The 16205-nt window shown below is 65.9% G+C and carries 20 protein-coding genes; 14 read left to right on the top strand and 6 right to left on the bottom strand.

Features of this window, described 5'->3' with window-relative positions; translation table 11 throughout:
* Nucleotides 1–3: 3 nt before the first annotated feature.
* The 3 genes from RIB52_RS01395 to RIB52_RS01385 all read right to left on the bottom strand — a co-directional run bounded on the left by RIB52_RS01395 (nucleotide 4) and on the right by RIB52_RS01385 (nucleotide 4184).
* Complete coding sequence (locus RIB52_RS01395) at nucleotides 4–1107, bottom strand: Zn-dependent alcohol dehydrogenase (protein ID WP_350172154.1); 1104 nt, start codon at nucleotides 1105–1107, stop codon at nucleotides 4–6.
* 143 nt (nucleotides 1108–1250) lie between these two features.
* A complete protein-coding gene (locus tag RIB52_RS01390) occupies nucleotides 1251–2585 on the bottom strand; it encodes an acyl-CoA dehydrogenase family protein (protein ID WP_350172152.1) in 1335 nt (444 codons plus the stop codon).
* 105 nt (nucleotides 2586–2690) lie between these two features.
* The gene (locus RIB52_RS01385) at nucleotides 2691–4184 is read right to left on the bottom strand and encodes an MFS transporter (protein ID WP_350172150.1); all 1494 of its coding nucleotides are present in this window, start codon (nucleotides 4182–4184) and stop codon (nucleotides 2691–2693) included.
* A gap of 277 nt (nucleotides 4185–4461) precedes the next feature.
* Here RIB52_RS01385 and RIB52_RS01380 point away from each other — a divergent pair, with 277 nt between their 5' ends.
* The 4 genes from RIB52_RS01380 to RIB52_RS01365 all read left to right on the top strand — a co-directional run bounded on the left by RIB52_RS01380 (nucleotide 4462) and on the right by RIB52_RS01365 (nucleotide 8296).
* Nucleotides 4462–5670 carry an acyl-CoA dehydrogenase family protein gene (locus RIB52_RS01380; protein ID WP_350172148.1) on the top strand — a complete coding sequence of 403 codons (1209 nt, stop codon included), beginning with the start codon at nucleotides 4462–4464 and terminating at the stop codon, nucleotides 5668–5670.
* Between the two features lie 111 nt (nucleotides 5671–5781).
* Nucleotides 5782–6921 (top strand): acyl-CoA dehydrogenase family protein, encoded by a 1140-nt coding sequence (locus RIB52_RS01375; protein WP_350172146.1) that lies wholly within the window; start codon nucleotides 5782–5784, stop codon nucleotides 6919–6921.
* Nucleotides 6922–7023: 102 nt separating this feature from the next.
* Complete coding sequence (locus RIB52_RS01370) at nucleotides 7024–7839, top strand: SDR family oxidoreductase (RefSeq protein WP_350172144.1); 816 nt, start codon at nucleotides 7024–7026, stop codon at nucleotides 7837–7839.
* Between the two features lie 187 nt (nucleotides 7840–8026).
* A complete protein-coding gene (locus RIB52_RS01365; RefSeq protein ID WP_350172142.1) occupies nucleotides 8027–8296 on the top strand; it encodes an usg protein in 270 nt (89 codons plus the stop codon).
* A 21-nt stretch (nucleotides 8297–8317) separates the two neighbouring features.
* On the opposite strand, the gene gmk is transcribed toward RIB52_RS01365, so the two are convergent.
* From gmk to RIB52_RS01350, 3 genes are read right to left on the bottom strand one after another with little or no spacing between them, the layout of a single operon-like run.
* Nucleotides 8318–8980: a guanylate kinase gene (gene gmk / locus RIB52_RS01360; RefSeq protein WP_350172140.1), complete on the bottom strand. Its 663-nt coding sequence runs from the start codon at nucleotides 8978–8980 to the stop codon at nucleotides 8318–8320.
* A 45-nt stretch (nucleotides 8981–9025) separates the two neighbouring features.
* On the bottom strand, nucleotides 9026–9451 hold the full coding sequence (locus RIB52_RS01355) for a hypothetical protein (RefSeq protein ID WP_350172138.1): 426 nt from the start codon (nucleotides 9449–9451) through the stop codon (nucleotides 9026–9028).
* A gap of 7 nt (nucleotides 9452–9458) precedes the next feature.
* Nucleotides 9459–9953, bottom strand: a complete 495-nt coding sequence (locus tag RIB52_RS01350) for an SspB family protein (protein ID WP_350172136.1) — start codon at nucleotides 9951–9953, stop codon at nucleotides 9459–9461.
* A 127-nt stretch (nucleotides 9954–10080) separates the two neighbouring features.
* Between RIB52_RS01350 and hisB the strand changes: the two genes are divergently transcribed.
* The 10 genes from hisB (at nucleotide 10081) to RIB52_RS01300 (ending at nucleotide 16193) form a co-directional block, all read left to right on the top strand.
* Nucleotides 10081–10701, top strand: a complete 621-nt coding sequence (hisB, locus tag RIB52_RS01345) for an imidazoleglycerol-phosphate dehydratase HisB (protein ID WP_350172134.1) — start codon at nucleotides 10081–10083, stop codon at nucleotides 10699–10701.
* Nucleotides 10702–10901: 200 nt separating this feature from the next.
* Complete coding sequence (hisH, locus tag RIB52_RS01340; protein WP_350172132.1) at nucleotides 10902–11528, top strand: imidazole glycerol phosphate synthase subunit HisH; 627 nt, start codon at nucleotides 10902–10904, stop codon at nucleotides 11526–11528.
* A 157-nt stretch (nucleotides 11529–11685) separates the two neighbouring features.
* Entirely contained in the window at nucleotides 11686–12420 is a 735-nt protein-coding gene (gene hisA / locus RIB52_RS01335; protein WP_350172216.1) for a 1-(5-phosphoribosyl)-5-[(5-phosphoribosylamino)methylideneamino]imidazole-4-carboxamide isomerase, read from the top strand.
* Between the two features lie 3 nt (nucleotides 12421–12423).
* Nucleotides 12424–12720, top strand: a complete 297-nt coding sequence (locus RIB52_RS01330) for a hypothetical protein (protein ID WP_350172130.1) — start codon at nucleotides 12424–12426, stop codon at nucleotides 12718–12720.
* Nucleotides 12717–13517 carry an imidazole glycerol phosphate synthase subunit HisF gene (hisF, locus tag RIB52_RS01325; RefSeq protein WP_350172128.1) on the top strand — a complete coding sequence of 267 codons (801 nt, stop codon included), beginning with the start codon at nucleotides 12717–12719 and terminating at the stop codon, nucleotides 13515–13517. Before RIB52_RS01330 ends, hisF begins: the two co-directional genes overlap by 4 nt.
* Before the next feature lie 133 nt (nucleotides 13518–13650).
* The gene (locus RIB52_RS01320) at nucleotides 13651–13965 is read left to right on the top strand and encodes a phosphoribosyl-ATP diphosphatase (protein WP_350172127.1); all 315 of its coding nucleotides are present in this window, start codon (nucleotides 13651–13653) and stop codon (nucleotides 13963–13965) included.
* Complete coding sequence (locus RIB52_RS01315; protein WP_350172125.1) at nucleotides 13965–14348, top strand: histidine triad nucleotide-binding protein; 384 nt, start codon at nucleotides 13965–13967, stop codon at nucleotides 14346–14348. Before RIB52_RS01320 ends, RIB52_RS01315 begins: the two co-directional genes overlap by 1 nt.
* Nucleotides 14349–14565: 217 nt before the next feature.
* On the top strand, nucleotides 14566–15018 hold the full coding sequence (locus RIB52_RS01310; RefSeq protein WP_350172123.1) for a YbgC/FadM family acyl-CoA thioesterase: 453 nt from the start codon (nucleotides 14566–14568) through the stop codon (nucleotides 15016–15018).
* A 3-nt stretch (nucleotides 15019–15021) separates the two neighbouring features.
* Nucleotides 15022–15741, top strand: coding sequence for a protein TolQ (gene tolQ, locus RIB52_RS01305; RefSeq protein ID WP_350172121.1), 720 nt, complete (start codon nucleotides 15022–15024; stop codon nucleotides 15739–15741).
* The gene (locus tag RIB52_RS01300) at nucleotides 15741–16193 is read left to right on the top strand and encodes an ExbD/TolR family protein (protein WP_350172119.1); all 453 of its coding nucleotides are present in this window, start codon (nucleotides 15741–15743) and stop codon (nucleotides 16191–16193) included. The genes tolQ and RIB52_RS01300 overlap by 1 nt, the downstream gene beginning before the upstream one ends.
* The last annotated feature ends 12 nt before the right edge of the window (nucleotides 16194–16205 follow it).

Raw genomic sequence — 16205 nt, 5'->3', positions numbered from 1 at the left:
TCCTCAGTCGAACACGACCACGCTGCGCGCCGCATGGCCGCCGCGCAGCTTGTCGAAACCTTCGTTGACCTCGTCGAGCGCAATGCGCTCGGCGATGATCGTGTCGAGGTCCAGAAGCCCGCGCATGTAGAAATCGACCAGCCGCGGCAGGTCGACCGGGAAATGGTTCATCCCCATGATCGCGCCCATCAGCTTCTTGCCGCCGAGCAGGTCCATCGCCGACAGGCCGACCTTGCAATCGAGCGGCATCATGCCGAGGATCACGGCGGTCCCCCCGCGCTTGAGCGAGGCGACGGCGAGATCGGCGGCGGCCTGGCGTCCGACCGCCTCGATCCCGTAATCGACCCCGCCGCCGGAAATTGCGATGATCTGTTTCGCGGCGTCATCGGCCAGCGCATCGACGCTGTGGGTCGCGCCGAGCACCTCGGCCAACTGGCGCTTTTCGGGCAGCGGGTCGGCGGCGATGATTTTCGATGCGCCCGCGATTTTGGCGGCGTTGATCGCGGCAAGGCCGACCCCGCCGCAGCCGATCACGGCCACGGTTTCACCCGGCGTGAGCGATACCGCGTTGAAGATCGTCCCCGCGCCGGTCGTCACCGCGCAGCCGATGACGGCGGCGCGGTCGAAGGGCATGTCCTTGTCGATCGAAACGCAGGCGTGTTCGTGGATCAGCATCTGCTCCGACAGGGCGGACAGGTTGAGCATCTGGTTGACGGTCTCGTCACCCGCCCCTGATCCCTTGGCACGCCTCATCCGCGGCTCACCACCCTTGGGCCGGCGCGTGTCCCCGCCGAGGCACAGCGCCATGCGGCCGGTCACGCAGAATTCGCAATGCCCGCAGAAGGCGGACAGGCACGAGACGACATGATCGCCCGGCTTCACCGTTTTCACTTCGGAGCCGACCGCGCGGACCACGCCCGCCGCCTCGTGCCCCGGAATGCAGGGCAGCGGGTGGGGGTAGGCGCCGTCGATGAAATGGAGGTCGGAATGGCACAGCCCGCAGGCCTTGGTGTCGATCAGGACTTCGTGCGGGGCGGGATCGGCATATTCGACATCGCCGATGACGAGCCCTTCGCCCGGCTTTTCAAGGATGGCGGCCTTGGCCATGGATTTTCCTCTCCGTCTGGAATTGGGGTTTCCCGAGCGCTTTTCCTACAGGGGATGAGGCGCTGGGGAAGGGCAGGGGACCCCTTTGAAGGCGGCCCCCTGCATGACTTATGTGAACGAACCTCCCAACAGGCGAAGGCCTGTCAGCGCGCGACCCCCATGTCGCCCGAGCTCAGCGTGTCGCTGTCATTGGCGGGCGCCGGGCCGGAACGCAGGGCGTTGGCACTGGGGCCTTCCTGCGGCGCGTGCTTGCCGAATTCCATGCGCGCGATGGAGCGGGCGTGGACCTCGTCCGGCCCGTCGGCAAGGCGCAGGGTGCGCTGGTTGGCATAGGCCCGCGCGAGGCCGTAATCCTCCGAAACGCCCCCGCCGCCGTGGGCCTGGATCGCGTCGTCGATGATCCGCAGCGCCATCATCGGCGCCTGCACCTTGATCATCGCGATTTCCTGCTTCGCCGCCTTGTTGCCGACCTTGTCCATCATGTCCGCGGCTTTCAGGCAGAGCAGGCGCGTCATGTCGATGTCGATGCGGGCGCGCGCGACCCGCTCTTCCCAGACCGAATGCTTGTAGATCGGCTTGCCGAAGGCTTCGCGTTCCTGCAGGCGCTTGCACATCTTCTCCAGAGCTTCCTCGGCAACGCCGATGGTGCGCATGCAGTGGTGGATGCGGCCCGGGCCGAGGCGGCCCTGCGCGATTTCGAAGCCGCGCCCTTCGCCCAGCAGGATCGCCGAGGCCGGAACGCGCACGTCCTTCATCTCGACTTCCATGTGGCCGTGGGGGGCATCGTCATAGCCGAAGACCGGCAGGTGGCGCAGAATGTTCACGCCGGGCGAGTCGATCGGCATCAGGATCATCGATTGCTGGGCGTGGCGTTGGGCCTCGAAATCGGTCTTGCCCATGACGATCGCGACCTTGCAGCGCGGATCGCCGAGGCCCGAAGACCACCACTTGCGCCCGTTGATAACGTATTCGTCGCCTTGCCGCTCGATCCGGGTCTCGATATTGGTCGCATCGGAAGAGGCGGTGTAAGGCTCGGTCATCAGGAAGGCCGAACGGATCTCGCCGTTCATCAGCGGTCCCAGCCACTGCTCCTTCTGCTCGCGCGTGCCGTAGCGGTGGAACACTTCCATGTTGCCGGTGTCGGGCGCGGAGCAGTTGAACACTTCGCTCGCCCAGCCGATGCGGCCCATTTCCTCGGCGCAGAGCGCATATTCGAGATTGGTGAGGCCCGGACCTTCGAATTCGAAGCTGTCGTCGACATGGTGATGGCTGTCATTGCGCGGCGGCATGAACAGGTTCCACAGGCCCTGCTCCTTCGCCTTGGCCTTCATCTCCTCGACGATGGGCAAGACTTTCCAGCGATCGCCTTCGCGGTCCTGTTCGTCATAGACCGGAACGTTGGGGCGGATGTGCTGTTCGATGAAACCGCGCACGCGGTCGCGCCAATAGACCTGGCGTTCGGTGGGTTCGAAATCCATGGGGGAGTTCCTCTCTCGTCCTGATTTGCAATCGAATCTCTCGTGAGTGACCGTGGCAGAGGCAAATGCCAGCGCCAAGCTCCTATTTGCGAGGGGGTGCGCGCGTCACCCGGTCTGGGGATGCTCTTTGGCCGGAGCCCCGGCGGCCTTGCTCGCCGCGCGCGGCTCGGCGGCGAGGGGGTCGGGTTCGCCCGCCGCAATGCGCGCGTGGCGGGCGGCGACGCGGGCTTCGTGCTGTTCCTGCGTGATCGGGAATCGGGCGAGCCAGAAGGCCGCGAAAACGGCCAGCACCCCGGTGACGAGGATGTAGAGGATGGCGAGCCAGGCGGAGACCGATGGGCTCACCTCGGCCTGCGGCGTGCCCGGCTCCAGCCCGATCATCGACACGATCAGCCCGCTCAGCATGATGCCGCCGCCGGTGGCGCATTTCTGGACCAGCCAGTTGCCCGAATAGAAGGTCGCCTCGGCCCGCTTGCCGGTGCGTTCCTCGAAGGCCTCGACGATCTCGGCCACCATCGAGGTCGCCGAAATGCTCGAAATGACCCCTGCCGTGTTGGCCAGCACCATGAAGGTCATGAAGCCGATGGTCGAAGCGGTTCCGCCCGTCTGCGGCCACATCCCGACAAGGAAGAGCGTGTACGGTATGCCCATGATGCCGAGCGCGGCGAGCGCGCCGAAGGCGGCGGTCATCTGCTTGCCGAACCGGCGGTGGAGCGGCCCTGCGAGGAGGAACATGAAGACCACCGAAAGCCCCAGCACCAGCGGATAGACGACGAAGGCGCGTTCGGAGAACTGCCAGACATATTGCGTCACGTAGATCGTGATCGACAGGGTCACTCCGTGGCTGACATAGGTCGCAAGGCCGCCCAGCGCGAAGATGACGAAGGCGTGCTCGCGGAAGGCGTCGACGATCTCGCCGAAGGCATCGGACAGCGAGAAGCGCCCGGGCGGCTGGGCGGGGCGCTGCGCGACATAGCGGTGCTGCCCGGCGGCCGAACCGATCACCGAAGCGGCGATGACGATCGCCCCGACGATGCCGTAGGTCGCATAGCCTTCGGGCTGCATCCGCGCGGCCTCGGTCGGCAGGAAGACCGCGAAGGTGAGCAGCATCATCGTCAGCCCGCCGACCCAGCCGAACAGGAATCGGAACCGGAACAGCGTGGTGCGCGCGACATAGTCGTCGGTGATTTCCGGCACGAGGCTGACCGAGGGAACCTCGCAGGCCGACAGCAGCAGCCGCACCCCGACGGCGAGCGCGACGATCTCCCAGAAGCTGGGCGTGCCGGCAAAGGGCGGCGACCACAACAGGGTCCACATCAGCGCAAGCGGGATCGGCGCGATGTAAAGCCACGGCAGCCGCCTGCCCCAGCGGGTATAGGTGCGGTCGGACAAGTGCCCGATCAGCGGGTCGACGAAAGCGTCGATCACCAGCGCGGTGGCAAGCGCGAGCGAGACGAGCCACGCATCGACGCCCAGCACGAGATTGTAGAAGGGCAGCAGGAAATAGAGGAAGCCGCCGTCCTTCACCCCGAAAGCAACCGCGCCGAGCCCGTTGAAGAACCGCAGGTCGAGCGGCAGCTTGCCCTTCACGAAGCTCATGCCTGCCGCGTCCGTGGGCAGCGTGACGCTGCGCCTCCGGCGAATCCGGAAATCGCGATCATCCCTACGGTCCTCTCCATCTCTCTCGTCCCGGAGAGTGGCCTTCCCGGCCGCCTTCGTCAATCGCGCCGGTGGCATGAAAGCTTGACGTTACGGCATCCCGGCCCCTCCGCACCGACGCCCGTTCCGCAGGACGAGAGCGCTTGCGGCGCGCGCGAAAATCACGCTAACGTAAAGGTCAAGTGGGAGCTTACGAACAGTTGAGAGGAGTCCGATCATGAGCGATCTGGAACAATTCCGCATGGAGACACGCGCCTGGCTCGAGGCGAACTGTCCGGCCGAAATGCGCGAGCCCGTGCGCGACGAGGACGACGTCTACTGGGGTGGCCGCAACGCCACTTTCAAGAACGATGCGCAGAAGGCATGGTTCGAAGCCTGCGTCGAAAAGGGCTACACCGTGCCCGCATGGCCCACAGAATATGGCGGCGCGGGGCTTTCCGCTCCGCAAGCCAAGGTCCTGCGCGAGGAAATGGCCCGCATCGACGCGCGCCCGCCGCTCTCCTCCTTCGGCATCTGGATGCTCGGCCCCGCGCTGCTGCATTTCGGCACGGAAGGCCAGAAGCAGCGCTTTCTCAACGAAATCGCGCGCGGCGAAATCCGCTGGTGCCAGGGTTATTCCGAGCCCGGTTCGGGATCGGACCTCGTCTCCTTGCAGACCTATGGCGAGGACGTTTCCGATTCCGAAGGGGGCGGTCACTGGGTCGTCAACGGGCAGAAGGTGTGGACCTCCTATGCCGACCAGGCCGACTGGATCTTCTGCCTTGTGCGCACCGACAAGGCGAACAAGTATCAGGGCATCACCTTCATGCTCATCGACATGGCGAGCGAGGGCGTGTCGACCAAGCCGATCAAGCTGATCAGCGGTGCTTCCCCCTTCTGCGAGACTTTCCTCGAGGACGTGAAAGTGCCCAAGTCCTATGGCGAGGATATCCCTGCGCAAGTGGGCGAGATCAATCGCGGCTGGGACGTTGCGAAATATCTGCTCGGCCATGAGCGCGAGATGATTTCCGGCGCGGGCGGCGGCGACCGGACCGCAGCGATCGGCGCGGCGATGAAGCGCCACGCGGCGAAGACCGGGGACGAGCTCGACCCCGTGCTGCGCGCCGAGCTCGCCATGTTCGACGTCGATGCGCTGGCCTATTCGGCGATGGGCGAGAAGTTCCTCGACGAGGCGAAGGCGGGCCGGGCGCATCCCGCCCAGCCCAACATGATGAAATATGCCGGGACCGAGCTGAACAAGCGCCGCCACGAACTGATGATGGCCGCGGGCGGTTCGCGCAGCCTCGAATGGGAAAGCGAGGACACCGGCGGCGGCAAGCCGGCGCGGAACTGGCTGCGCACCAAGGCGAATTCGATCGAGGGCGGCACGTCGGAAATCATGCTCAACGTGGTGTCCAAGCGCATCCTCGAACTGCCGGGCGGCTGATCCGGCCAGCCACGAATGACGAGCGGGCCGCTTCCGGCGATACGGGAGCGGCCCGCTGACCATCCGAACACCAGCGATACAAGCGACAAGAGAGAGAGGAACCCGCTCGCCATGCCCCTTTACCACGACGAAGACCAGGCAATGCTGGCCGATACCGCCGGCAGCTTCATGGCCGAGGAAGGCAATATCCAGAAACAATTGCGCCACTGGCGCGACCGCGATTGCAAGGACGGTTTCGGCCATGGCCTGTGGAAGCAGATGGCGGAGCTGGGATTCACGGGCATCCTCGTCGAGGAAGATCACGGCGGGCTCGGCATGGGCCATGTCGAAGCCGGGATCGTGCTCGAGGAAATCGGCCGCAACCTCACCCCTTCGCCCTTCCTCACGTCTTCGGTGGTTGCCGCGAGCGCGCTGAAGCACGGCTCCCACGATCTCAAGGGACGCTATCTGCCCGGCCTCGTCGCGGGCGAGAGCGTCTTTGCCGTGGCGATCGACGAGACCGCCAAGCACCGCCCCGAACGCATCACGACCCGCGCGGAAAAATCGGGCAACGGCTTTCGCTTGAACGGCTCCAAGAGTTTCGTCGTGCAGGGGGCGAGCGCGGACATGATCGTCGTCGCCGCGCGCACCTCGGGCTCCGACAGCGAGACAGACGGCATCACCCTGTTCGCCGTGCCCAGGGACGCGAAGGGCATGAACCACGACGCAGTTCGCCTTGTCGATTCCTCGATGGCGACTCACACGACATTCGACGGCGTCGAACTCGATGGCGATGCGGTGATCGGCGAGGTCGACGGCGGGCGCGAAGTGCTCGATGCGATGCTGCGCGCCGGGCGCATCGGGGCTGCGGCAGAAGGCGTGGGCGTTGCACGCGGGGCGATGGACCGGACGGTCGACTATCTCAAGCAGCGCAAGCAGTTCGGCAAGCATATCGGCGAATTCCAAGCACTGCAGCACCGCGCCGCGCATCTCTATTCCGAGGTCGAGATCGCGCGTGCGGTCACGATCAAGACCCAGCAGCTGCTCGACGCGGGCGCGGAGAGCGCGGACATGATGACATCGGTCGCCAAGGCCAAGGTCGCCAAGGCCGCGCGGCTTGCCGTGCAGGAGGGCGTGCAGATGCACGGCGGGATCGGCATGACCGATGAATACGATATCGGCCTGTTCATGAAGCGCGACCGCGCGCTCGCCGAATTCATGGGCGATGCCTATTACCACGCCAATCGCGTCGCGGAGATGAGCGGGTATTGACCAGCCTCGTCACCCCGGCGCAGGCCGGGGCCCAGAGCGGCCCGGTGCAGCGCATCAGGCTCGAGATCCCGGCCTTCGCCGGGATGACGGTGGAGATTTGAAATGAACATTCAGGAACTTTTCAGCCTCGATGGGCGCATCGCGCTCGTTACGGGGGGCAGCCGCGGGATCGGCAAGATGTTTGTCGAAGGCCTGCTTTCGGCGGGCGCGGCGCGGGTCTACATCTCGGCGCGCAAGGTGGAACAGATGGAAGCGACCATCGCCGAGCTCAACGAGGCTTTCGGCGAAGGCAAGGTGATCGGCATTCCCGCCGACCTTTCGCAGATGGACGGGATCGAATCGCTCGCCGCCGAAATGGGAAGCCGCGAAGAGCGGCTCGACATCCTCATCAACAATGCGGGCGCAGCCTGGGGGCAGCCCTATCTCGAATTCTCGGAGGCCGGCTGGCACCGCACGATGGACCTCAATGTCAAGACGCCGTTCTTCCTGACGCAGAAGCTCCACGACCTGCTGGTCGCAGGTGGCAAGGGCGACCATCCGGCGAAGGTCATCCACGTCTCCTCGATCGACGGGCAGCGGATCAATCCTTGGGAGACCTATGCCTACCAGGCCTCGAAAGCGGGCGTGATCCAGCTGACGAGGCGCATGGCCGCCCGGCTGATCCAGGACAACATCGTCGTCACTTCGATCGCGCCGGGGGCCTTCGCCTCCGAAATGAACAAGGCCGCCAAGAACGCGCCCGACGCTTCGGCGAGCGTCATCCCGGCAAAGCGCATCGGCAGCCCGGAAGACATGGCGGCGGCCGCGATCTACCTGTGCAGCCGCGCGGGCGACTATGTCGTCGGCGAGACGCTGACGGTCGATGGCGGGGTGGTGAACGCGGCGCTCCCGTCGAGCTTCAACGATCCGGCGGGTTGAGGGAGCCCGGCCCTTGCGGGCCGGGTCCTGAGCAGGCTTGGCATTCTTGAGTAAGGAGTGCCAAGCCCGCACTCATCCCGGCGCACGAATATGTCCGTGGATAATCCTGCCTCGCAAGAATTGACTGCTTAACGCTTTCGCGCCAGCATCTGTCCCGAGAGAAGGAGGCAGACGCGAAGGAGTGCGCATGGCGGACCGGGATTTCGAGAGACAGCTCAGGGGCGAAGGCTTGCTCACGGCCGAGATCTTCTATTTCTTCCCCGACTATCCCTCGCTGATCCAGCAATTCGTCTGGCAGGATTACGACGAGGCCCCGGATTACCCGATCCTGTTCCGGTTCCTCGACCACTGGCGGCGCGAGATCGAGGCGGCGATCCATTCGGTCCGTATCGCGCACCAGCATAGCCTGGCCCCGCGCGAATTCCGCCATGTCGACGGGGAGTTCCGGATTCAATAGGCCGCCCGTCGCGGCAGCGCGTCAGCCCGCCATCAACTCGCGCACGAAGGGGATGAGCCCGGTCTGGCGCTGGCGCTTCATGCGTTCGGCATCGAGGATTTCGCGCACCTTGCCAAAGCATTGCTGCGCGTCATCGTTGATGACGACATAGTCATATCCGTCCCAGTGGCTGATTTCGGCCCGGGCGCGTTCCATCCGGCTCTGGATCACTTCTTCGCTGTCGGTCGCGCGGCTGCGCAGGCGACGGTGCAGTTCCTCGATCGAGGGCGGGAGGATGAAGACGCGCACCACGTCCTGCTGGTCCTTCTGGTAAAGCTGCTGCGTGCCCTGCCAGTCGATGTCGAAGAGGAAATCCTGCCCCTCTTTCAGCGCGGCGCGGATGATCCCCTTGGGCGTGCCGTAGCGATAGCCGAACACATGCGCCCATTCGTAGAAATCGTCCTCTTCGACCATCGCGTCGAATTCGGCATCGCTCCTGAAATGGTAATGCACCCCGTCGACCTCGCCCGGACGCGGCGGGCGGGTGGTGACCGAGACCGAGAGCTTGATCTCGGGGTCCTGTTCAAGGAGCATCCGCGACAGCGTCGTCTTGCCCGCGCCCGAGGGCGAGGAGAGGATGAACATCAGGCCGCGGCGCTTCAGCGCGGGCGACTGGATCGGGCTGGAGGGAGAAGACGTGTCCATGCGCCCCGTTGCCGCAAAGCGGGCGCGCGAATCAAGGGGGTGGAATCACCCCTGCCCGCTGGCGGCATCCCTGCGCGCGCGACGGCGGCGCAGTTCGCGTGCCTTTCCGCGGTCATAGAGAGTCTTGGCTGCGAGTCCGCCGGCGACCACGGCAAGGCCGGGCAGGGACCCGGTCGCCAGCCGGCTTGCCGCGAGCAGTCCGACCGTGCGCAGGAGCCCTTTGCCATCCTTGAATTTCGCGACCTGGTCGGGATCGTATTCTTCGAGCAGCATCCGGTCCTTGAGCTTGCGCCTCAGGAACAGGCTGCTGCCGCGCACCACGATGTCGGTGATCATCAGATTGGTGTTCGGGTCGGGACTCGGCATCGCCCGGTTCGCCCGGCGCGGCTTGGGACCATCGTCGGGCGGAAGTCGCTCCGGGTCCTCGGGATCCTGCCGATCGGCTTTGTCCGGGGTTGGGGTCGATGCCATTACCGCGCTATTTCTTCCTTCCGAAATCGACCGTCACGACATTGGAGCCGTCGCCGTCCTCTGCGTCCGTTTCACCGCCTTCGCCGTCATTTTCCGCGTCGTCGTGCTCCTCGTGGGGCAACTCGTCCACCGCGGTCTGGAACTGCAAGCCGAAATCGACCGCCGGGTCCACGAATGCGGTGATTGCCGCAAAGGGGATCTGCAGCTTGGCGGGAATCTGGTTGAACGAAAGGCCGACCGTGAAATCCTCTTCGCGCACCTCGAGGTCCCAGAACTTGTTCTGGAGCACGATCGTCATCTCGTCCGGAAAGCGGTCGCGCAGGTGCTGCGGGATCGAAACGCCCGGGGCGGCGGTCTTGAAGGTGATGTAGAAATGATGGTTGCCGGGAAGGGTCCCGCCGCCGCGCTCGATCTCGCCCAGCACCCGGCCGACAACGGCGCGCAGCGCTTCCTGGACGATTTCGTCATAGGGTATCAGGCTGTCGGGCGTTTCTTCGCTCATATCGTGCGAAGCGTGGCGAGGCTGGCGGCGCTGGTCAAGCGTTTCGTGCGCTTGCCGCATATTTGCCGCAAGCCTTGTCGGAGGCCGCCCCACTTGCACCGCGCAGCGACAGGCTTATAGCGCGGCCATGACCCGTGTTTCAGACACTTCCTCCGGCCGCACAGGCTCGGTTACGCGCAATACGGCCGAAACGAAGATCGCGATTCACGTCGATCTCGACGGGACGGGACGCTACGATGTGTCGACAGGGATCGGCTTTCTCGATCACATGGTCGAACAGTTCTCGCGCCATTCGCTGATCGACCTGGACATGAAGGTCGAAGGCGACCTGCATGTCGACCAGCATCACACGACCGAGGATTCGGCGATTGCCCTTGGGCAGGCATTGGCCGAGGCAATGGGCGACAAGGCCGGGATCGGGCGCTACGGCCATGCCTATTCGCCGATGGACGAGACGCTGAGCCGCGTCGCGCTCGACATTTCGGGGCGGCCTTTTCTGGTGTGGAAGGCGGGGTTCACCCAGGAAAAGCTGGGCGAATGGGACACCGAGCTGATCGAGCACTGGTTCCATTCGATTGCCCAGAGCGCCGGGATCACGCTGCACATGGAACTCATCTACGGCACCAACAACCACCACATCTGCGAGAGCCTTTACAAGGGCTTTGCCCGGGCCATGCGAACCGCCGTCGAGCGCGATCCGAGAAAGGGCGAGGCGATCCCCAGCACCAAGGGGCAGCTTGGTGGTTGAGGCCCGTTTTCTTTTCGCGCGCCCATCCGGGCGCGGGTGGGGCTCCACCCCGTCTTCGACTGCCTCGCTGGACGTCCTCCCCCCGGATCAAGTCCGGGGCGCGGACCCGCTGCGGGCGGGCTTGCAGGTGTGCTTCGCACGTCCGCGCTTTCAGCTTCGACTCCGCCCTTGCGGCGGCTGCTCAGCCGAATGATCGAGCCATGAGCGAGATCACCGCTCTCATCGATTACGGCGCGGGCAACCTCCACTCGGTCCATAACGCGCTGAGGAAGGCGGGGGCGAACGTCTCCGTCACCGACGACCCCAACGTGGTGCGCGCCGCCGACCGGATCGTGCTGCCCGGTGTCGGATCTTTCCGCGCCTGCGCGCAAGGGCTGAAGGCCGTCCCGCACATGATCGAGGCGATGACCGAACGGGTCCATGTGGGCGGCGCGCCCTTTCTGGGCATCTGTGTCGGGATGCAGCTTCTCGCGACGCGCGGGCTCGAACACGGCACGACTGCAGGGCTCGGCTGGATCCCGGGCGAGGTGCGGCTGATCGAGCCCGCCGACCCGGCGGTCAAGGTGCCGCATATGGGCTGGAACGATGTCGCGCTTCTTCCTCATGCCCGCGCTCACCAGGTCTTCGAGGGCGGGGAGGCCTATTTCCTGCACTCCTACCATTTCGTCGCCGAGCGCGGCGGCGATGTCGCCGCGCTGACCGATCACGGCGAGGGCCTTGTCGCAGCCGTGGCGCGCGACAACATGGTCGGGGTGCAGTTCCACCCGGAAAAGAGCCAGGCTTTCGGCCTTGCCACGCTTGAGAGGTTCCTCGCATGGTATCCGTGATCGTCTCGCGGCTCGCTAGCGCTCGCGGGCCGGGCCAGCCCACGCCCCCGCCCTTCCACCCGGAATGGTACCCTCAAGGGCAGAAGGGCGGGGGCGTGGGCTGGCCCGGCACAAAGGGGCGCGCGGATGCGCGTCCCGCATGCAGCAAACAAACGCCATGATCGTCTTTCCCGCCATCGACCTTAAAGGCGGCGCAGTCGTGCGCCTTGCCGAGGGCGACATGGCCCGCGCCACCACCTATGGCGACGATCCGGCCGCCCAGGCGATGATCTTCGCCGAGGCGGGCGCGGAGCACCTGCACGTCGTCGATCTCGACGGCAGCTTTGCCGGGCGGCCGGAAAACCGCGCCGCGGTCGAGGCGATCGTCGAGCGGTTTCCGGGCTACGTGCAGCTGGGCGGCGGAATTCGCGACGCACAGACGGTCGAGGGCTGGTTCAATCTCGGCGTGGCGCGGGTCGTGATGGGTTCGGCCGCGCTCAAGGACCCCGATTTCGTCAAGGAAATGGCGCGCGAATGGGAAGGCGGCATCGTTGTTGCCGTCGATGCGCGGGACGGCATGGTCGCGACCGAGGGCTGGGCCGAGGTCTCCAACGTCCCCGTGGTCGACCTCGCCCGCCGGTTCGAGGATGCGGGCGTCGCCTCGCTGCTGTTCACCGATATCGGGCGCGACGGGCTGCTGAAGGGCGTGAACATCGACGCCACGGTCGAACTTGCGCGCAGCGTCGACATGCCTGTCATCGCCAGCGGCGGGGTGCGCGGGCTCGACGATATCCATATCCTCTCGATCCATGCGCATGAGGGGATCGAGGGCGTGATAACCGGCCGTGCGCTTTACGAGGGCAAGCTCGATCTCGCCGCCGCGATCGCGATGGGCCGAAGGGCGGAAAGCTGACGCATGCGCCAGGTCGGCTGCCTGTTCTTTGCGCTCACCTTCCTTGCCGGGATCACCATCGGCACGGTGGAAACCGCGCTGATCAATGTCGTGGTGTTCCTTGTCCTCGCGCTCGGCGTGGCGCGCTTTCTCGGCCCGCGCTTCGGCAGCCAGGGCGTGGTCTACGGCATGGCGGGGGCGTTCTTCGCCAGTTTCCTGTGGCCCGTCGCGGTCATCATCGCGCAATATGAGGGCTGCGAGGGCGAGGACTGCCCCCGGCCCGCCGCTTTGCCCGAGCAACCCCCGCAGGAGGCCCCATGACCGTCCGCATCCGCGTCATCCCCTGTCTCGACGTGGCCGAGGGCCGCGTGGTCAAGGGCGTCAATTTCGTCGACCTCAAGGATGCGGGCGATCCGGTCGAACAGGCGCGTGCCTATGACGCGGCGGGGGCGGACGAGCTTTGCTTCCTCGACATTTCGGCGAGCCACGAAGGGCGCGGCACGCTGCTCGATATCGTGCGCCGCACCGCCGAGGTGTGCTTCATGCCGCTGACCGTCGGGGGCGGCGTTCGCAGTGTCGAGGATGCGCGCGCGCTGCTGCTCGCCGGGGCGGACAAGGTCGCGGTGAACTCCGCCGCCGTCGCGCGGCCCGAACTGGTGCGCGAGATCGCCGCGAAATTCGGCAGCCAGTGCGTCGTCGCCAGCGTCGATGCGCGCCGGGTCGTCCCCGAGGTTCCCGTGCAAGGCGAGGAACCCGAAGGCGGTCCGCGCTGGGAGATCTTTACCCATGGCGGGCGCAAGCCGACGGGCATCGACGCGCTGGAATACGCGAAGAAGGTCGCGGAGCTCGGCGCGGGCGAACTCCTCGTCACCAGCATGGACGGCGACGGGACCAAGGCGGGCTACGACCTCGAACTCACCCGCACCATCGCCGATGCCGTCAGCGTCCCCGTGATCGCGAGCGGCGGGGTGGGCAATCTCGAACACCTCGTCGACGGTGTGCGCGAGGGCCATGCGAACGCTGTCCTGGCCGCGTCCATCTTCCATTTCGGCACGCATTCGATCGCCGAGGCGCACAAGGCCCTGCGCGACGCCGGCCTGCCGGCGCGCGGCGACTAGGAGATGCGATGCCGGCCTGCCGGCGCGGGGGGACTAGGGCGCGTCCGATCGAACGCGGCGCACCCCACCCCAACCCCCCCCTTCGAGGGGAGGGGCTTTGCCTCCCGCCCCGGCCCCTCTATGGAAAGCGCCCATGGACACGCTCGCCCGCCTCGAACAGACCATCGCCTCGCGCCGCGCCGCCTCGCCGGAGGAAAGCTATGTCGCGAAACTCAACGCCAAGGGCTTGCCCAAGATCGCGCAGAAGCTTGGCGAGGAAGCGACCGAGACGGTGATCGCAGGCGTCGCGGGGAGCAACGCGGAACTGGTCGGCGAGAGCGCGGACCTCCTCTTCCACCTCCTCGTGCTGCTGTCCGCGCGGGGCGTGTCGCTCGACCATGTCCTTGCCGAACTCGACCGGCGCGAAGGGCTGTCGGGTATCGAGGAAAAGGCCAACAGGAGCGAATAATGCCGATCGACGCGACCCTTCCCTATGACGACGACAACATCTTTGCGAAGATCCTGCGCGGGGAAATCCCATCGACGAAAGTCTACGAGGACGAATGGGCCTATGCCTTCGAGGACATCAACCCGCAGGCTGAAAATCATACGCTCGTCATCCCCAAAGGCCGCTATGTCAGCTGGGACGATTTTTCGGCCAAGGCCTCCGCGGACGAGATCGCCGGTTTCGTGCGCGCGGTGGGCCATGTCGCGCGGGAAAGGGGGTTGGTCGAGCCCGGCTATCGCCTGCTGGCCAATGTCGGTCCGCATGCGGGGCAGGAAGTGCCGCACCTCCACGTCCACATCTTCGGCGGCGAACCGCTTGGCCCGATGATCTGGAAAGGCGACTGAAGTCCTGTTGGAAAACGCCCTGCGCCGTGCGCGCGTCCAACGCGCGTAGGATTTGACCGGGGGCGATCCAACGCGGATTTTCGCTTTGGGGCAAGGGGGCATGTACGAAGTGAACAAGCCCTGCTTTGCTGAGCGGGTCCCTCGTTCCGCTTCCATTCACATCGATTGGGCATTCATCGCTGGCATGGCCTCCGACCACCCGCTAAACGCCGGCGCGATGACCCATCCGACACCTCCCGGCGGCCTGATCGACGGCGCGCGGCACCTTTACGCCGTGCGGGTCTATTACGAGGACACCGATCTTTCGGGCATCACCTATCACGCCAATTACCTGCGCTGGTTCGAGCGCGCGCGATCCGACCTGCTGCGCCTGCTGGCTATCGACCAGCGCGCCGCGATCGAGGCTAGCGAGGGGGCCTATGCCGTGTCCGAGGTGAACCTGCGCTATCTTCGCCCGGCAAGGCTCGACGACGATGTGGTGATCGAGACCCGCTGCACCGAGCTTGGCGCAGCGAGCTGCAGGATGCACCAGGTCGCCCGCCGCGGCGATGAAGATTTATGTGAGGCCACCCTGCGCGTCGGCTTCATCAGCCTCGAAGGCCGACCGCGCCGCCAGCCGGCAGAGTGGCGCGCCGCCTTCGCCGCCTTCATGGACAAAGGGGAGACCTGACCCATGCCCATTACCCTCCTTGCCGCCGCGTCCCCTGCAGGTGTTTCCGGCTCGGGGCCGACCCGGCTCGATCCGCTGGAGCTGTTCCTGCAGGCCGACATCGTGGTGCAGGCGGTGATGGTCGGGCTCGTCCTTGCGAGCATCTGGACCTGGACGATCATCGTTTCTTTCACCCTGCGCCGGGGCAGGCTCGAAAAGGCATCGCGCGCCTATGAGAAGGATTTCTGGGAGACGCGCGACCGCGAGGCGACGCTGACGAAGCAGCAGCGGCGCCAGATTCCCTCCGCCCGGATCGCGGCAGCGGGGCTCGAGGAATGGAAGAAATCGACCGGCGCGGGCAAGCTCGATGCCGACGCCGCGCGCCAGCGGATCGCAGCGGCGATGGAAAGCCAGGTCGCTTTCGAGGCGGACGATCTGGCCGGGCGGCTCGGCTTTCTTGCGACCACAGGATCGGTCGCGCCCTTTGTCGGCCTGTTCGGGACCGTCTGGGGCATCATGAACAGCTTCTTCCAGATCGGCGCACAGCAGAGCGCCTCGCTGGCGGTCGTCGCTCCCGGTATCGCCGAGGCGTTGTTCGCGACCGCGATCGGCCTGTTCGCGGCCATTCCCGCCGTGATCGCCTATAACCGTTTCTCGAACGCTGTGAACGGATACGAGGCGCGGCTCCAGCGCTTTGCGGACCGCGTCCACGCCGGGCTCAGCCGCGAATTGGACAAGCTCTGATGGGCGGCTCGCTTTCCCCTTCCTCGCGCGGCAGGGGTCGCCGCCGCTCGCGCCGGGCGGCGATGGCGGAGATCAACGTAACACCGCTGGTCGATGTCATGCTCGTGCTGCTTATCATCTTCATGGTGACGGTGACGCTGCCTGCGGTCGGCGTGCCGATCGAACTGCCCGAAAGCCGGGCCAACCCGGTCGAGGAAGCGCCGACATCGGTCACTGTCAGCATCGACGGCGAGGGGCGCATCTACATCGAGAACGAAGCCGTGCCCGTGGGCGGCTTTCCCGAGGCGCTCGCCGCGATCGGGCGGGGCGGGGACGGCGAGCTTCCGACGCTGGTGCTGCGCGGTGACCGGGGGCTCGACTATGGCCGCGTCATGGCCGTGATGGGCGAGATGAACCGCGCGGGCTTCACCCGAATCGAACTGGTCACCGACGGTTCAGTTTCGCCGCCATAGCGATAGGACGAG

Origin of the sequence: Erythrobacter sp. (genome assembly GCF_040217515.1) — a bacterium.
Lineage (GTDB): Bacteria > Pseudomonadota > Alphaproteobacteria > Sphingomonadales > Sphingomonadaceae > Erythrobacter.
Note: the sequence above shows the minus strand (reverse complement) of the source record. Positions and strands in the feature narration are given on the sequence as shown.

Bases quoted from the DNA above. Each gene is read 5' to 3' on its own strand.
- RIB52_RS01395 (WP_350172154.1), bottom strand. From the start codon at position 1,107: ATGGCCAAGGCCGCCATCCTTGAAAAGCCGGGCGAAGGGCTCGTCATC.
- RIB52_RS01390 (WP_350172152.1), bottom strand. From the start codon at position 2,585: ATGGATTTCGAACCCACCGAACGCCAGGTCTATTGGCGCGACCGCGTG.
- RIB52_RS01385 (WP_350172150.1), bottom strand. From the start codon at position 4,184: ATGAGCTTCGTGAAGGGCAAGCTGCCGCTCGACCTGCGGTTCTTCAAC.
- RIB52_RS01380 (WP_350172148.1), top strand. From the start codon at position 4,462: ATGAGCGATCTGGAACAATTCCGCATGGAGACACGCGCCTGGCTCGAG.
- RIB52_RS01375 (WP_350172146.1), top strand. From the start codon at position 5,782: ATGCCCCTTTACCACGACGAAGACCAGGCAATGCTGGCCGATACCGCC.
- RIB52_RS01370 (WP_350172144.1), top strand. From the start codon at position 7,024: ATGAACATTCAGGAACTTTTCAGCCTCGATGGGCGCATCGCGCTCGTT.
- RIB52_RS01365 (WP_350172142.1), top strand. From the start codon at position 8,027: ATGGCGGACCGGGATTTCGAGAGACAGCTCAGGGGCGAAGGCTTGCTC.
- gmk (WP_350172140.1), bottom strand. From the start codon at position 8,980: ATGGACACGTCTTCTCCCTCCAGCCCGATCCAGTCGCCCGCGCTGAAG.
- RIB52_RS01355 (WP_350172138.1), bottom strand. From the start codon at position 9,451: ATGGCATCGACCCCAACCCCGGACAAAGCCGATCGGCAGGATCCCGAG.
- RIB52_RS01350 (WP_350172136.1), bottom strand. From the start codon at position 9,953: ATGAGCGAAGAAACGCCCGACAGCCTGATACCCTATGACGAAATCGTC.
- hisB (WP_350172134.1), top strand. From the start codon at position 10,081: ATGACCCGTGTTTCAGACACTTCCTCCGGCCGCACAGGCTCGGTTACG.
- hisH (WP_350172132.1), top strand. From the start codon at position 10,902: ATGAGCGAGATCACCGCTCTCATCGATTACGGCGCGGGCAACCTCCAC.
- hisA (WP_350172216.1), top strand. From the start codon at position 11,686: ATGATCGTCTTTCCCGCCATCGACCTTAAAGGCGGCGCAGTCGTGCGC.
- RIB52_RS01330 (WP_350172130.1), top strand. From the start codon at position 12,424: ATGCGCCAGGTCGGCTGCCTGTTCTTTGCGCTCACCTTCCTTGCCGGG.
- hisF (WP_350172128.1), top strand. From the start codon at position 12,717: ATGACCGTCCGCATCCGCGTCATCCCCTGTCTCGACGTGGCCGAGGGC.
- RIB52_RS01320 (WP_350172127.1), top strand. From the start codon at position 13,651: ATGGACACGCTCGCCCGCCTCGAACAGACCATCGCCTCGCGCCGCGCC.
- RIB52_RS01315 (WP_350172125.1), top strand. From the start codon at position 13,965: ATGCCGATCGACGCGACCCTTCCCTATGACGACGACAACATCTTTGCG.
- RIB52_RS01310 (WP_350172123.1), top strand. From the start codon at position 14,566: ATGACCCATCCGACACCTCCCGGCGGCCTGATCGACGGCGCGCGGCAC.
- tolQ (WP_350172121.1), top strand. From the start codon at position 15,022: ATGCCCATTACCCTCCTTGCCGCCGCGTCCCCTGCAGGTGTTTCCGGC.
- RIB52_RS01300 (WP_350172119.1), top strand. From the start codon at position 15,741: ATGGGCGGCTCGCTTTCCCCTTCCTCGCGCGGCAGGGGTCGCCGCCGC.